The following is a 16,213-nucleotide window of genomic DNA, read 5'->3' as shown; positions in this document are numbered from 1 at the left end:
ACAAAAAAGGAACATACGTTTGATTTATATTCATTAAATAGGTAGAATAAAACAAGAAAGTTTGTTCGTTGTACATCGAAAAAGCAACCATGTGATAGGGAGGAATATCTGTTGATAGAAAAAAGAATATGCCACAACTCGGAACGAAAATCATACGGTATGTTAGAAAAAGATAATGTAGTAGTTCTGAATGGAACTAATATTCCTTGTCGTGTTATTGGAAAAGGACCTTCACTTGTCGTACTCCATGGAAAATTTCGGAATACCTATGATTATGAAAATCTCTGTCGCAATCTCGCTTATTGGTTTACGGTATATGGCATAAATCACCAGGGACATGGGAGCAATGTAGTTCAAGGATGGATTACTGTCTGCAAAAAAACTGGATAACTGCTTGAATAAAAAACGCTCAATCCTAAAATTCAAGGATCGAGCGTTTTTTATGTTTCATGCTTTAAGTGAGCACTTACCCAAAAATCCATTTCTTTTCTAACTCTTTAAATTTTCCATGTAACTTCATTTCATCCATCCACAAGTTAATCCAATTTTGAAAATCTAAGTCGCCTCTTTGCATCAAGTATCCCTTTTCATCAAGGTTGAAAGGATTTTTTGTTAAGATTGCAAGTAGCCGCTTATCTTGACCAGCATAGTATCGAGCTTCAGTAGTATCGGTAATCATTACATCTGCTTGTCCTTCGGCTACCATCTTCGGAATTTCCAAATTATTTTGGACAGTAATAATTTGTGCATTTTTGATATTTTCTTTCACAAATTTTTCGTTCGTACCTCCAGGATTTACAGCAATCTTCACATCAGGTTTATCGATATCAGCTAATGTTTTGAATTTACCCTTATCACTGCTTCGAATCAATGGTGATTTCCCATCTTGAATGTAAGGCTCTGAAAGATTAGCAGTCTTTTGGCGCAGCAACGTTCTTGTAATTCCGCCCATCGCAATATCAAATTTATTGTTTTGCAAGTCTTGCATCATCGTTGACCAAGTCGTTTTGACGAATTCTACTTTTACCCCTAGATCATTTGCTAACATCTTAGCTGCATCGATATCATAGCCTTCGTATTGTTTGGTTGTTGGGTTCCAATACGTAAATGGCCTGTAGTCCCCTGTCGTTCCTACACGAATTTTACCTTTAGCGATGATTTGATCCAACCGAGATTTTTGGGTATTTTGATAAGTGCCTGCATCAGACCTTTGAAAGAAAAAAACACCAGACACAAATCCAGATACGAAGAGAATTAAACTAGTTAAAATAATCAGTAATCGCTTTTGCAAGTTACCTCTTCCTTTCATCGTTTTAACTTTTTCATATATCAATCTTAAAACGAAGAATCTTATACTTTTATAAAAACACACATGATTGAAAATGACTAATTTGAGTAAGGAATAGCTTTATTTGTCTCTGTCTAATATCATATGATAAAAAGTTAATATTTATTAGAATCAATTATAAAAACTACCTCTTTCAATTGCTATATAACTGAAAATTATGTAAAATATATAAAGTATCGTCCTCGACTATAATCAAAGGATTTTCCATGTACTGGTTGAGACTAGCACCTCTAACTCTCGGGCAAATGTTCGTCATTGTGACGATCACTAGCCTAATCAGTCAAGCATTGCATATTCTACTCGATCAGCAAGGGCTGTCCATCGGGTTGATTATGACCAGCTTCTCATTGACCGGATTGATTTGCGGACTCCTCTTTGGAGAGGTGGTTGATCGGTTTGGAGCGAAAAGGTTGGTACTCTTTTTCCTCCCTATCCTTCTGGGAACGATCTCCCTTTATCCTCTAGCTCACACGACGACAGAATATGTGATCATTCAAGTACTGGTCGCTATCGTATATTCTTTGCTGGGAAATGCTTTCGTCGTGTTGATGCGGAGGAGTACTCCTTCCGATCCCAAAGTTCAAGCACAAGTCAATGGCTACCGTCTAGCAAGTAACTATCTCGGTTCAGGACTTGCGATGTACCTGGGGCTTAAGCTCGTGAACTCCCCATCTCTCCTTTGGTTCACAGTAACAGGAACCATTGCAGGGGCGATGATCTTGGTTTACTGGGGAATTAAGCTTATTCACGAACCGGAGAGGACATGGAGGCAAAAAGCGAAAACGCTGATCAAAAGGGCGTTTTTTGCTTCTCTTCAAAATACAAAGAGATTGATCGAACGAGATGCCTTTTTTATCACCCTTCCTGGAATGGGCATCTCTGCTAGTTACTTTGCATTCCTGACTTACTTTGCTCTCTATGTAGGGACAGAAAAAGCAGGTGTAATCCTCCTCACATCGACTATTGCCAATGGGATCGTCTCCATCACTATCCTTCCCAAAGCAGTGGTGAGCAAAGGATATCCATTCATCATGGGGTCAAGTATCTTGATCCTAACGGTAAGCCTGATCTTGATCTGGACTAGTGGTCCATTCTGGCTTCTTTTGGTAGCTGGGGTCATGATGGGGATTGCAGTTGCAGGAAGTGCGCAGAGCATTTCAGAAGAAGTCCATCAACGAGTAAACCATAGACTACTCGGTGCTGGATTTGCAACCTCTAACTTTCTAAGGCAGCTCGGAGGAGTCGTTGGCACCAGTTACTCTGGGTGGATGTGGGGGATCTTGGGTCCTAATATGTGGATCTCCTTGATTCCCTTCCTGCTGACCTCAGGAACACTGCTCTATTGGATTCGATCAAGAGTACGCAAAGAAAAAACGAGTATTGCCATTCAACTGAAAAGTGACCTATTGAACACCATGTATAAGGCTGCTCAGGATGTCGCTGTCGGCAATACGAAGACTAGACTCCCTCCAAATTACAGGGAATCGCCAGATACCGGGTATGTCACTTCTGGTATCGAAGACAAATTGATGCATATCCAACACTACCTGACGGTAGCACGAATTCAGAAAAAGCGATATCTAGGCGATCCTGAAGTGCTGGTGCTAAAGACAAAAAATGTAGCATTAGCTCTTTGTTTCTTGGTAGTAGCAAGAAATACAGGAGAATGCAGTTATGATTTCCAAAAGGCTAATATAAAGCTGATCCGAATGCTTCGGAGGAAGCTGACACATCTTTTGAAGGAAATCGAACGAGCAAAGCTATGTGACAGCTCCCTTGTTTACTCCCATTTGGATTGGTGGAATCCTGAAGACACCGTTCAGGAGTTTCAGGCAGAACTCGAACAAACAAATCTGCTTCGCTGGAACGCCAAGATTCCACGCTCCGCTCTCGAAATAGAACGCCCATTGCCAGTGGGAGAACATGCTAAAAAGGTGCAGCAGTTTCTTGAAGCTGTGCAGATCTTGAGGGTGCTGGAACCTTCAGATCAAGAAATCATCGAAAGAGAAATAGAACAACTTGATGTAGCCTACAAGAATTGGTGTGCACTAAACCTGATCTCCTAGTAGGCCACCATGCGCCTCTTCCTTTTTAATTGGGAGAGGCGCAGTCGCCTCCAAAGAATAGTAGACATAATAGCAATTCAAATAATAAAATATAAGAGTCTCCTCCCAATGAAAGAACATGACAGAGAAACCAAAACTGTGAATTTACCATTCTGAAATTATTTCCTTACTATTTTCATACTGATGCTAATTTCGTTCTATATATTTAAAAAGTATGAAAGGATATCATTTATGGCGTTGCTCACATTTCTTTGGAATGCTTTATACGTAAGCATAGTGGAATTGATTTACTTGGTTGGTGTGTTAATTGTAATCGGCTTTATTTTAGGAATCTTGGAGAAGCAATCCCAAATCTATCTGACCAAAACGTTTGGAAGACGTGGGATTTTGCTCACTGCATGGATCGGAACTCCTATCCATGAAATAGGACACTGGATTCAGTGTGTCATTTGGTTACATAAAGTAAAGTCGGTCAAACTATTACAAACAAAAGATCCTAATGGAGTATTAGGATATGTCGAGCATCAGTACAATCCCAACAGCGTATATCAGAGAATTGGAAATTTTTTCATTGGCATAGGACCGATCATCAGTGGGATCGGCACCATTATATTAGCGATGTATCTGCTTGTACCTCAATCTTTTGCTGCTTTGCAAAGTCAAATTCAACATAACTCTATTGCCAATCAAACGCTAGATTTACAGATGTTCCAAACATTAGGTAAAGCTGTAGTTCTGATGGGTGAGAGTTTATTTACCACTGAGAATTTCACTCGACCGACGTTTTGGATATTTGTTATTTTGGCAGTTTGTATCTCTTCTCATATTGCATTAAGTAAACCAGACATTGAAAATTCATCTCAAGGTTTACTCAGCCTTTTATCTGTTCTCATCTTGATTAACTTGATTGCCCCGCTCTATCAAGTGGATACGTACAGCATGATCAGACAATTTACGGAATACAACGCATATCTGCTCGCTTTTTCCAGTATTGCTGTGTTATTTTCACTCCTTTCACTTGTGTTTAGTTTTTTATTTTATAAGATTAAAAGATCATAGTTCATCCCTATTCAAAAATAGGGGCTTTTTACATTATGCATTTTTATTTTTGCCAATTCTTGCTTTTTTGTTCTTATCTTACATAAATCTTCCTAACATTACTTCCTCACCCTTTTCTCACTAAAACAAATATGTTATATTTATGCTCCAGAACAGCAGTCTCAACCGTTTGAGACCAATGAGTTTGGGGTTTTTGTGTTTTCCTATCAAGTATTTGAAGGAAATATGATGGGGATTGTCATTGTGTTGTTCTACACAGTGACAAGAGCAATCCGAGATCGGATGAGCTCCCATCGAGCCAGTGAGTGGCTGGAAAAATCGAGCAACTTGGCTGGCACGCTTTTGCCAGAGCGAAAGGTTGTAATAATCGTCAGCAGCTATAAGAGTGTGCACCCATACTGTTTTGACTCCATCGCAAATCAACAAATCCCAGACAACATGTCTATGGAAGTGATTGTGGTGGACGATGGTTCCCCCAACCAAGAGGAGCTCAAGAAAGAAAGGTACAGTGAGTACGAAGATCAACTTGGTTGGACCTTCCTCTACAAGAAACGAGTTAAAGGAGACACTGGAAAAAAGAAAGCACAGCAGACAGCAATCGAAAGTCGCAAATGGAAAAAGAACGATCTTGTTCTGTTCTTTGATGCGGACTCTTACCTAGCCGATCGCGATGCGGTTGCAAGCCTAGTTGCTGCCCTCGAAGATCCAAAGATCGGAGGTGTAGGAGCCCGGCTTGGTGTCGCTAATCCTGACGATAGTTGGGTTACCAAGTTCATCATCGAGGAGTACAACGAAACCTACCAGACGAAGGTACTCGAAAGCTCGTATAAGACAGTGACCGTAGTCTCAGGTGCCTGTTCCATGTGGAAGTGGGAAGTGATCGTTGAGATCTTCGAATCCTATCTCAATGGACCGGCAACAGGCGATGAAAACACGCTCTCGTATCTGGCTCTCCAGGCGAACTATGGCACTTCGATCGTACCGACTATCGCTAAGACGGATGTGCCGGATTCGCCGAAGGATCTGATCGATCAACAAGTCCGGTGGCTTCGATCGGATTGCCTGTACATCGGGAAAAACTTTCGGCTCCTGTTCAACCGCAAGAAGGGCATTCTGCTGTTCAACATGGCGGTAGAACTCTTCTCCCCTCTGCTGCTTTTGTTCACGGCAGCAAGTTGTATGTGGTATGGAACAATCGAAGCTGTCACTCCCGCAATACAGGGGACACTCTTCCTCCTGTTGATGATGGCGTTTGACGCTGTCACAGCTTGGAGGAAAGCAACTTCAGAGGGCAAAGATCGGCTGCGCTTTTCCCTGCTCTACCCTGTGCATGTTCTGTTGTTTTCCATGATTCGGATTTGGGCTCTCCTCACTTGTAAGAAAGAAGTGTGGATCTCCCGCTGAATCAAGCGCCCCAGAGAATCATCATCTCTCTGGGGCGCGCGTTCTCTTCTTTACTTTGCATAGGCTTTTGCCTGATATAACTCCGGTGAGACTCTTTCTACAAGAGGAGACATCGACTCGCCATAAGTAAGAAAGAGTTGATGCAACGCACGTGAACAACCTACATATAATAATTTCGCATGCAGAGCATCATCGAGGTATTGTTCTTTATCCACATCTAATAAAATAACGGAGTCAAACTCCATTCCTTTCGTCAAATATACAGGAGCAATGGAAATGCCTCCCAAGTATACTTTTTGGTCAGCTGTTATCCGATTGACAGAAATCCCAATGTTTTGGAGCGATTCATGGATGATAGAGCAAGTCGCTTCATCTCTCGTAACCAAAGCAATCGTTTGTACTTGATCCCTTTCTAACTTCTCGACTGTCTCTTTGATCCAATCGATTCTCTTCTCTTTTTCCACTTGCATAAATTGAACCGCTTGACCACTTCGAAAAACGGGTTCTGCTTGTTTTACATCCCCCGAATACTGACCTAATACTCCATTTGCAAAATGAATGATCTCCATCGTGGAACGATAACTTCTCTCTAATTGATGAAAACGGAGTTTTTTACTGTCGAACAAAGTGGAAAAATCATCCCACTGCCCTATTCCTTGAAAAGAATATATATTTTGCATGATATCACCTAAGATGGTGAAAGAATTACTAGGGCAATGCTTTTGTAATACTGCTACTTGTACAGGAGAAAAATCTTGTGCTTCATCGATCACAATATGATCATACTTCTGGTCTCCTTCTATTCCATATAAGCGATCATGAATATAAACCAATGGTGCTAAGTCCTCATAAGCAACTTCCCGTTTTTTTCCTTTTTCTTGGTGCTTTCCTGTTAAAAAATTGGATTTTTGAATAAATAAACGGTACCATTCAAGCACCGAATGATTGGGCCATGTTTTTTTATAAGCTGCAAACAGTTTGTTTGCTTGTTTCTTCTTTAATCCTTTAGGATCACGCCCGCGAATTTCTTTGTGTTCCATTTCTATCCATCGTTTTATCCGTGCCATCACCCGCTCTTTTCTTTTTATCAACGGATAATGTTTATACTCCTCAAAAAACCAGTGGCCTATTTCCTCAGCAGAAAGATGTTTGTTTTCCCATGCAGTAAACCCCTTGTGAGGGAAAAAATTGGTCTCATAACTTATTAACTGGTCTTCTATCTCTTGCAAAAAGAAATAACTCCCTTTTGGGTTTTTGGTTTGATGATCCATATTAGGGTCAAACCACTCTACCAGCTCCAGATGACGATCTTTTAAAGTGATATTCTCCTTCAATACCGTCAAAGCCCAGTCTTCAAAAGTTGTTTGCTGGATTTCTCCAACACCCAATTCAGGAAGTACCTCTGATATGTAATCCAAAAACATGTGGTTAGGAGCAAAAATGATAATTTTTTGAGGATTGATTTTATTTTGATATTGATACAATAAATACGCTAATCGATGAAGTGCTACTGTCGTTTTCCCACTACCAGCAACTCCTTGAATGAGAAGGACTCGATCATAGTCAGCTCGAATGATCAAATCTTGTTCTTGTTGGATTGTGGAAACGATATCTCTCAATCTACTATCCTTGTTATCACTCAACCGATAGAGGAGGAATTCATCTGTTACACCCAAGTTCTCCACGCCTCGAACATAGCTGTCTACCACACGCTGTAACACTTGGTTGCGAATAGCGATATTTCGTTTGAGATGTATCTTACCCCACACTTCCCCATCTGGAGATTCAAATGAGATTGGGTCATCTGATCCAGTAAAAGAATAAAACATACTAGAAACAGGAGCACGCCAGTCTATAACAATAAGCTCATTCGTATCGTCATCTTGAATACCTGCCTTACCGATATAGAGCGGAGTAATCGGTTTATCTCCTGCTTCCTCAAAATCAAGCCGCCCAAAATAAGGCTCTGCTTGAGCGATTTCCATGTTTTTCAACTGTTGCTGCCGCTGATCATCCAGAAGTTGCTCCACAATATCTTGACCATAATAACGAGGTATTTTTTGCAGAGCGAATCGAATATCCTCCAATTTTTCTAATGTCTGCTTTAATCTTTTTTCTTCCCATTCAATCGAATCCATAAGATGCACCCCCGTTTCGTTTCCAAAAAAATAAACCATGATTACAGCTAGTTGCAGTAAGTTCATGGCTGGATATTTGTATAAGGAAATTCACTATATCATGTCATTACTACGCTGTCTATTGTCTTTCTCCTAGGAATTTTTCCTCAAATGTCGATGCATGGTCTTTCATGCTTAAAAAGCCTTATTTAGAATCAAGGCTTTTTCAACACTGATATTTTTTTCAACCTAACCAACTAAGGTAGACACTCCCAATTGCTGCTTTGCCAACTCATAATAATAACCTTGCTTATTCATCAGCTCTTCGTGCGAACCTGCTTCTTCTATCCGGCCTTTGTTGACCACCAAAATGCGATCCGCATTGCGAATAGTCGCCAAACGATGGGCTACTACAATAATCGTCTTATCTCTATACACTTCTTCCAAACACGCTTGCAGTAAAGATTCCGTTTTTGCATCTAATGCAGAAGTTGGTTCATCTAACAATAAAATGGATGGTTTACGCAATAATGTTCGAGCAATTGCCAACCGTTGCTTTTCCCCGCCAGACAAGCGCACACCACGGTCCCCGATTAATGTATCCCATCCTTCAGGTAAATTTTCAATCAAATTCATCATTTGTGCTTGTTCTGCTGCTTTTAACATTTCCTCTTCCGAAGCTGACGGATTGACATAGAGCAAGTTTTCTCGAATGGTTCGATTCCACAAAAAGATATCTTGAGGAACCAAACCTACATGCTTGCGATAATCTTCTAAACGATACGAAGATAAAGGAAGTCCATCTATAAGTATTTGACCAGAATGAGGCTTGCCAAATCGAAGCAGCAAATCGATAATGGTCGATTTCCCACCACCTGTTGCTCCTACAACCCCAATAAATTCACCAGGTTGGATGGAAAACGACACATCTTGTAAGATTTCCCTTTCATCCGAGTAACCAAAGGAAACATTTTGAAATTCAATTTTTCCATTCGTTTGCTCCAAAGTTATTGCCTTTGCATCATCTATATTCTCATCTGGAAACTCCATCATCTCTTCGTACCGATCAATTTCTGGTTTCAATTGATCTCGATCCATATAGAGCACAAACAGAGAATTGATTGCTCCATAAAATTTAGGCACATAAACCGCAAATGCTAATAACTGTCCAATAGTCATCTGTTGATGAAAAATAAAATATATACCGGCTGCATAAACGAGACTAGTGCTTAAAGAATCTTGTAATTCCCAAAATAAGCGTCCTTGAAAACTCCGCTGTTTTTGTAGTTGATTTTGCAAATCTCGATACTTTCGATTGAGCTCTTGACCATGAGCTATTTCATGATTTTCTTGTTGAAAGGTCTGAACCGTTTTTAACCCAGGTACAACTTCGGTAATAAAAACATCGTATTCTTTTTGGGCCACACTGATATCTTTGTAAGTGGTCCGCCAAAAACGGATTCGGCGATAATAAAAATAAACCATCAATGGTGCAAAAAACAGAACAATGGCCGATAATTTCCAGTTCATCATCAGCATAACTACACCAATAAATAAAAACGAGATCACACTATTAAATCCATTGAGCAGTTTTGTAACAAATCCTGAAATATCATCGCAAGTTCGAACCAACCTGCCTGTGATATCTCCTTGTTGATATTTACTCAACGTAATAGGAGAAAGTTTTAGCAACTTCTCTAATAGTTGAAACCGCAGTTTTACAGTTATTTGGGTTTGTACATTACTTTTATATACATTTTCTAAAGCAGAAATCAGCATATTTAATATGGGAATAACAGCAATTCCGGCAACACATAGAATCAATAAATTTGCATCTCGTTTTGGCAGTGCTTTATCTACCAAAAATGACATCAGCCAAGGCGTAACAACGCCTAATCCTGTCGTAATCAGCATGACTATCATACTGAGCATCATCATCCGCCTATGTTCTCCGAGAAATTTCATAAGGTTTAAGCGGTATTTTTTTTCTTCCGATCTTTCCATTGGTACACCTCTTTTAAAAAATACTTCATCTTGATCATACGACTTTTTTTCACATTCTTGGCTTTTATATTTCATGACCTGTTGCAGAATGAATATCTAATGTGCCACCTTTGGTGAAAATTTTTTCATTTTGTTATGCCATTAAGAATGAGATCTACGATTTTCTCCGTTGACACACCAACATCCCACCTTCTTGTCCCACTAATCGACATAACAATGGTGAGAATAAGGGTGGCGGCATCAGAAACAGAAAACCGTAAATTTTTCTGGTCTCCCTCTAATGAATTACATACAGCGGCATGGATTTTTAAATATCCTGAACTGCGTTCCTCTTTTAATCGTTGTCTTTCTTGTTCAGATATCGCCTTCAGATCTTTTGGCTTGGGTGAATGCGCCATTCGTATAGCTTGCATAACTGCAAGTGTTCGCTCACCATTTGCTCGTACTATTTCAATAAGGGAAGATAACCGCTTTGTCATTGCATCATCGCTGTCTATCGTTTCTAACTCATTCACAACATAATCCGGATTCATCGCTTCTTCTAAGCAAGCAGCTAGAACTTCTTTTTTATCTGCAAACACTCGATAAATAGCTGGTTCACTGATCCCAGCTGCTCGGGAAATTTGCGCAGTTGTCACATGAGGACCAATCTCCACCAATAAAGGCAATGCTGCTTGTACAATCATGGCTCTCCGTTTTTCTGTACTCATGCCCGGTGCCCGCTTGCGATTTTCATGATTCATAATATTTCACTCCTAATAAACGTAGTGAATATTCACTACGTTTATTGTAGGGTATCTCTTACAAAAAAACAATAACTCGTCTAAACTTTTTTCTGTTAATTGCATCAACATTAATACTGGAAACAAATTATTAAATAATACATTGAAAAAAATTGCTGAACAACAAGATAATAGACCAGAAACTCCATCTCAGGAATCAAATGACAATGAATCATCGGTATTGACTCCATTGAAAAACTTAGTAGAATCAAAATAAAGCAAAGAGTCTTCAAATGAAGACTCTTTAAACTTTAAATCATTTTTCGTGTTGTGTTTTTGTAGTAAGCAATAGGTAACTCGATGAGAATAAAATAAAAAATTATTTTAAACCTCTGGTCGAACCCATCTCAAATATGGATTACTTGGGGAGAACACTTTCCATTTCTCCTCCATCTCATATTGATCTATTTTAACTCCTGAGATTCTTGTATTTAGACGGTTGAAATGGAACGCCTCTTGCAACTTAGCCTTTTCTGTTTCCAAAGCCTGCGAAAAAAGGGATTCTGATTTCTTTGGAAAAGCTTTGCTCCACCAGCCAGTCATCAGTGAACGGTATTGGTTTGTATACGATACTTCTATTATAGAAGTACGCTCTTCTTCTGAAATTCGATAATCTACAATTTGCTCTCCGCCAGGAAAATACACTTCTAACTGAAAACGTTGAGGCCTTTTTAAAGCTAAAAACTTCCCTTTAATCGGCACAAATCTATGATCATTGATCTCCTCGTATGCGAGAAACCTGCCACCCTCATCTAATTCATCAAACTGGAAGGATTGGAGGTCTAATCCTGCGAGCAAGAAGTTGCCATGCAATAACCATTCAAAGACAAATTCAGCAGTAACATCTACCGTATAAGTTGCAGTTTGTCTCATATGTCCTATCCCTTCTATCAGTACTGTTCTATCCCTAGCCTCTCATATGTGTATCTTCTAATCAAGATATTGCTTATCAATCTGATAGAAGTTTGAATATACCAACTACTCTAGAAGTATAAAGTACACAGATTTTTATTTTCTAGGTTGCAAAATTCCAAGATACGCTTGCCACGGCCCTACTTCATCTTCATAGTATCTAGCTAGCACTCTGGAGATCTGACCGATATGATTGAAATCATGTACGGTCCAAGTAGCTAACAACTCTTGAAGTGACACAATTCCAAAGTCCGGATGCTTCCCTTTTCGATCCAAATCGCTTTTTGTTACTAATTCAGACACGAGTTTTATATTCTCTTGACGTATCGCTTCAAATTCATCTAATAACAGATCAAGTGATTTTTGTTGATTCTCTTTTAAATGTGCTTGTCGGTCAAAAGGTTCAAATTCCTTCGTATCTCCATAATCGAGTATCATTTGAATCCGATTCACCCAGTCCGTTTTTTCCCCATGAATCAGATGCCCTACAACATCAAAAGCTGACCAAGTATTTTCTCCTTCGTTGTGGTGTATCCAACTATTCGAAAGTCCTTCTAGCATGGAACGTAATACTTGTGGTGTTCTGGAAAGATTATCGATTACATCTTGCAATTGGAATTTTGGATCGGTCATCCTATGAACCCTCTTTTCTTTCCAAGATTTATTTGTCCTCGAATTGTTATGTCAGCATTAACCAACTTCGTCCATTTTTTTGCTCCACTGATAACGAGGTTTGAAAGAAGTCACTCAATTTTTGCTCTGTCAGTACATCCTTGGTTTGTCCTTTTTGTGCAACCTGTCCTTGTTTTAACAAAAGCGTATGGGTAAAACACGGAAGTATTTCTTCAATATGGTGTGTTACATAAATAAGAGTTGGTGCATTAGGGTTTTTAGCAATTTGATCAATCATCTGGAGTACTTGCTCCCTGGCAAAAATATCTAGTCCTGTACAAGGTTCATCTAAAATCAGTAACTCTGGAGAAGCCATCAATGCCCTTCCTATCAATACTTTTTGTTTTTCCCCTTGGGACAATGTTTGATAGATTCTTCCTAATAAATGACCACATTTCCATTCTTGGAGCAATGTGTTTACTTGTTCATAATCTTCTTCTGTTGGATTCTCATAAACTCCTACAGATGCAAACTTTCCACTTAGTACAACGTTTTCAATTGTTTCATAACCATGTAATCTTTGCTGCATAGAAGTACTTACCCAACCAATTTTCTTTCGCAACTCCCTAAGGTCTGTTTCTCCAAAACGTTGATCCAATACTGATATCTCTCCACTTGTTGGCCAATGGTAGCCGTTAATCAAATCAAGGATACTCGTTTTACCAGATCCATTTAGTCCTACTAGGCACCAATGCTCCCCTTTTTGTATCTCCCAACTAATCTGATCTAAAATCAAACGCTTATCGCGGCGCCATGAAACATTTCTCAACTCTACAATCATGAGCAATCCTCTCCTAATGTCTTCCTATTCCCATATGCTTCGATTACAATATAGCTTGTCAGGAGGTTTCCGATGAATATCTCACAAGCTCAACCTTATTTACAAAAATATTTTGGCTATTCTACCTTCCGCAACGGACAACAGCAAATTGTGGAAAGTGTATTAGCAGGTCTTGATACATTTGGCATTTTACCTACAGGTGGAGGTAAATCGATCTGTTATCAAATACCTGCTTTGTTACTTGATGGAATAACTGTGGTTGTTTCGCCTCTTATTTCATTGATGAAAGATCAAGTAGATTCACTCAAACAAACAGGGATTTCCGCTACTTATATTAACAGTTCATTGACCGCTGCAGAACTACGCGAAAGAATCAAGGAGATTCATCAACATACATATAAAATCATTTATGTAGCACCAGAACGACTGGAAACGGAGTACTTCTTATCGCTGTTTCGCCAATTACCAGTAGCATTACTTGCGATTGATGAAGCACATTGTATTTCTACATGGGGACATGATTTTCGTCCTAGTTATCAATTGATACCACAGGCGATCCGTACTCTCTCAAAAAAACCAATCATTTTAGCTTTGACTGCTACAGCTACGAAGCAAGTACAAGACGATATTCTCCATCTTTTGCAAATTCCTGTTGAGAACACTTACCGTACTACATTTCTGCGAGATAACTTGCATTTTACGGTGCAAAAAAATGTAAATAAAAAAGATTTCATCCTTCAATATTTGCGTACTCATCCCAATCTTTCGGGTATCATCTATGCCGGTACTCGAAAAGATGTCGATATGCTCTATCAATTTTTACTTAAGCAAAAATACAATGTGGGCAAATACCATGCTGGAATGAGCGAAGAAGAACGGAATATTGCCCAAGAAGCTTTTTCTTATGATCGTACACCTATCATTGTAGCGACAAATGCCTTTGGTATGGGGATTGATAAAAGTAATGTTCGGTTTGTTATTCATTATAATCTACCAAAAAATCTAGAAGCTTACTACCAAGAAGCTGGGCGAGCTGGCAGAGATGGTGAAAACAGCAATTGTATTCTACTCTATGAACCTAGTGATATATATTTGCAAAAGTATTTCATTGAACAATCCAATCCTGATCGACAGGCGTTAGACAACAAAAAATTACAGGCTATGATCTATTACTGCCGAACAAATCAATGCCGTTCTAAAACAATTGTACAATACTTTGGCGAATTAGATAGCGAGCCCTGCCAAATGTGTGATAACTGTGACCCAAATAAGGCCAAAAATACGGTGGATATCACTACAGAAGCACAAATGATTTTTTCCTGTATACGTAGAGTAAACGAAAAAGTAGGGCTAACTTTTCTCACCAAAATATTAAGAGGCTCGAGGAGTAAAAAAATTACAGACTTTCGTTATGATCGTCTATCTACATATGGCTTGATGAAAGAACAGAGTGAAAAAAGAGTCATGCAGATATGCAAATCGTTAGTAGATGAAGGATATATAAGGCTAGAACCATTATCGGAAGGAATGTATCCTGTAGCGAAATTGGATATATCCGCAGTTGCTGTGTTGAAGGGGGAAGAAAAAGTTGCATTACATCTAGCAGATGAACCAGTGCCTGCGGCAAATACGATCAACGAAGATAATCCTATTTTTGAAGCGTTACGACAATTGCGCAGACAAATCGCCGAAGAAGAAAATGTTCCACCATATGTCATCTGCAACGATGCTACCCTCCGCGAAATGACTACCTACATCCCGCAAGATGAAGCTGCGATGTTGCGGATAAAAGGCTGGGGTGAAAGTAGACAAAACCGTTTTGGCGATGCGTTTCTGGAATTATTACAACAATATAAACCAAAAACCACTTCCACATTAACAGAGATTCAAAAAACACATCCCAAAGCGTATACACCATGGACAAAAGAGGAAGAAGAACAGTTAGAAACCTTATTTAAACAAGGTCTAGATATTCCCCAGATCGCTCAGACACTAGGAAGACAAAATGGCGGCATCCGTTCTCGTCTAGAGAAACTCGGTCTTATTTCGAAAGAGTACCCTGACACTGAAACAGCAGCAACCAAAACCTAACACACCCATACCACTTGAGGCACACAAAAAAGCTTCACAAGAGAAGGTGTACGACATTACATCGAATCCAAATCGCAAGATCAGTCAAGTATTCTTTTATTAATTGGATCACAAGAAAACGATCATATCATAGGCGATATTCAATTACTCGATATCGATACAATCAATCGAAACTGTTCTATTCGTATCTCCATCGAAAATAATGCACACCAAGGGAAGGGCTATGGGACAGAAGCGATGAGACTCATGCTCGATTATGCATTTGGTATATTGAATTTACATCGAGTAGAACTAAATGTTTTTTCTTATAATCAAAAGGCGATACATGTATACGAAAAATTGGGATTCAAAAAAGAAGGTGTTCAACGGGAATCATTATTTTATGATCACCAGTATCACGACTCCATTATCATGAGCATACTGGATCACGAATACCGGCAGCAGTATATTGGCAAATGACGAAGCAATGCATATAATAAAAACCCTACCTTCCAAGCAAATTGGGGGGTAGGGATTTTTCCTTATATTTTGAGCTCTCCTAAACGGACTAATTCCACGACTGCTTGAGAACGACCTTTTACTGCCAACTTCTGCATGACATTTGCTATGCGTACCAATAGAAAAATAATACACACTCCAACAAGCTATTCCACATAATTTGAAATGGCATATCTTTCAACTTGTAGATAGACGAATATCAACTTCAAATTGATCTGTTTTTCACACACGTCATTTCTGTGGTGCCCTCTGGAGGTAGAGTTTCTCTATCTATCACCAGAGGGTTTGTTAGGGAATGACTACTGGTTCAGATCCCCGATCTCATCGAGAACCTCATCGAGTTCCGTCCGGTCTCCGGTAGCTGCAGCTTCTGTTGCGGCTGCATCCCCTTTCTCCCATAGCTCGGCCAATTTTTTATCATCAGGATTCTGAGGCATCCTTCACTCCTAGAGTCCAGTTGGATATTGCTAAAATATTAT

At 39.4% G+C, this 16,213-nt stretch carries 13 protein-coding genes and 2 pseudogenes; 6 read left to right on the top strand and 9 right to left on the bottom strand.

Features of this window, described 5'->3' with window-relative positions; all coding sequences use genetic code 11:
- Positions 1-111: 111 nt before the first annotated feature.
- Positions 112-390: an alpha/beta fold hydrolase gene (locus tag AC5WOE_RS19300; RefSeq protein ID WP_496053283.1), complete on the top strand. Its 279-nt coding sequence runs from the start codon at positions 112-114 to the stop codon at positions 388-390.
- Between the two features lie 76 nt (positions 391-466).
- On the opposite strand, the gene AC5WOE_RS19295 is transcribed toward AC5WOE_RS19300, so the two are convergent.
- On the bottom strand, positions 467-1,291 hold the full coding sequence (locus tag AC5WOE_RS19295) for a transporter substrate-binding domain-containing protein (protein WP_496053282.1): 825 nt from the start codon (positions 1,289-1,291) through the stop codon (positions 467-469).
- 263 nt (positions 1,292-1,554) lie between these two features.
- On the opposite strand from AC5WOE_RS19295, the gene AC5WOE_RS19290 reads away from it, so the two are divergent.
- The 3 genes from AC5WOE_RS19290 to AC5WOE_RS19280 all read left to right on the top strand — a co-directional run bounded on the left by AC5WOE_RS19290 (position 1,555) and on the right by AC5WOE_RS19280 (position 5,877).
- Positions 1,555-3,414 carry an MFS transporter gene (locus AC5WOE_RS19290; RefSeq protein ID WP_496053281.1) on the top strand — a complete coding sequence of 620 codons (1,860 nt, stop codon included), beginning with the start codon at positions 1,555-1,557 and terminating at the stop codon, positions 3,412-3,414.
- A gap of 231 nt (positions 3,415-3,645) precedes the next feature.
- On the top strand, positions 3,646-4,473 hold the full coding sequence (locus tag AC5WOE_RS19285) for a hypothetical protein (RefSeq protein ID WP_496049269.1): 828 nt from the start codon (positions 3,646-3,648) through the stop codon (positions 4,471-4,473).
- A gap of 195 nt (positions 4,474-4,668) precedes the next feature.
- Complete coding sequence (locus AC5WOE_RS19280; protein WP_496049270.1) at positions 4,669-5,877, top strand: glycosyltransferase family 2 protein; 1,209 nt, start codon at positions 4,669-4,671, stop codon at positions 5,875-5,877.
- Positions 5,878-5,927: 50 nt separating this feature from the next.
- On the opposite strand, the gene AC5WOE_RS19275 is transcribed toward AC5WOE_RS19280, so the two are convergent.
- The 6 genes from AC5WOE_RS19275 to AC5WOE_RS19250 all read right to left on the bottom strand — a co-directional run bounded on the left by AC5WOE_RS19275 (position 5,928) and on the right by AC5WOE_RS19250 (position 13,145).
- Positions 5,928-8,015: a HelD family protein gene (locus AC5WOE_RS19275; RefSeq protein WP_496053280.1), complete on the bottom strand. Its 2,088-nt coding sequence runs from the start codon at positions 8,013-8,015 to the stop codon at positions 5,928-5,930.
- A 228-nt stretch (positions 8,016-8,243) separates the two neighbouring features.
- The gene (locus AC5WOE_RS19270; RefSeq protein WP_496049272.1) at positions 8,244-9,998 is read right to left on the bottom strand and encodes an ABC transporter ATP-binding protein; all 1,755 of its coding nucleotides are present in this window, start codon (positions 9,996-9,998) and stop codon (positions 8,244-8,246) included.
- A 125-nt stretch (positions 9,999-10,123) separates the two neighbouring features.
- Positions 10,124-10,741 (bottom strand): TetR/AcrR family transcriptional regulator, encoded by a 618-nt coding sequence (locus AC5WOE_RS19265; protein ID WP_496049273.1) that lies wholly within the window; start codon positions 10,739-10,741, stop codon positions 10,124-10,126.
- A gap of 363 nt (positions 10,742-11,104) precedes the next feature.
- Positions 11,105-11,653, bottom strand: coding sequence for a hypothetical protein (locus AC5WOE_RS19260; RefSeq protein ID WP_496049274.1), 549 nt, complete (start codon positions 11,651-11,653; stop codon positions 11,105-11,107).
- A 135-nt stretch (positions 11,654-11,788) separates the two neighbouring features.
- Positions 11,789-12,325 (bottom strand): DinB family protein, encoded by a 537-nt coding sequence (locus AC5WOE_RS19255; RefSeq protein WP_496053279.1) that lies wholly within the window; start codon positions 12,323-12,325, stop codon positions 11,789-11,791.
- Between the two features lie 46 nt (positions 12,326-12,371).
- Positions 12,372-13,145 carry an ABC transporter ATP-binding protein gene (locus tag AC5WOE_RS19250; RefSeq protein WP_496053278.1) on the bottom strand — a complete coding sequence of 258 codons (774 nt, stop codon included), beginning with the start codon at positions 13,143-13,145 and terminating at the stop codon, positions 12,372-12,374.
- Between the two features lie 72 nt (positions 13,146-13,217).
- On the opposite strand from AC5WOE_RS19250, the gene recQ reads away from it, so the two are divergent.
- Together recQ and AC5WOE_RS19240 are read left to right on the top strand one after the other, a co-directional pair.
- Positions 13,218-15,236, top strand: coding sequence for a DNA helicase RecQ (recQ, locus tag AC5WOE_RS19245; protein ID WP_496053277.1), 2,019 nt, complete (start codon positions 13,218-13,220; stop codon positions 15,234-15,236).
- 18 nt (positions 15,237-15,254) lie between these two features.
- Positions 15,255-15,695: pseudogene (locus tag AC5WOE_RS19240) on the top strand (GNAT family N-acetyltransferase); the annotation flags it as partial.
- A 62-nt stretch (positions 15,696-15,757) separates the two neighbouring features.
- Here AC5WOE_RS19240 and AC5WOE_RS19235 read toward each other — a convergent pair.
- Positions 15,758-15,844: pseudogene (locus AC5WOE_RS19235) on the bottom strand (helix-turn-helix transcriptional regulator); the annotation flags it as partial.
- A gap of 189 nt (positions 15,845-16,033) precedes the next feature.
- Positions 16,034-16,171 (bottom strand): hypothetical protein, encoded by a 138-nt coding sequence (locus tag AC5WOE_RS19230; RefSeq protein ID WP_496053276.1) that lies wholly within the window; start codon positions 16,169-16,171, stop codon positions 16,034-16,036.
- Positions 16,172-16,213: the final 42 nt, after the last annotated feature.

Source organism: Shimazuella sp. NTD248, assembly GCF_059510395.1.
The sequence above is the reverse complement of the archived record's forward strand: the minus strand, read 5'-3'. Positions and strand labels throughout refer to the sequence as shown.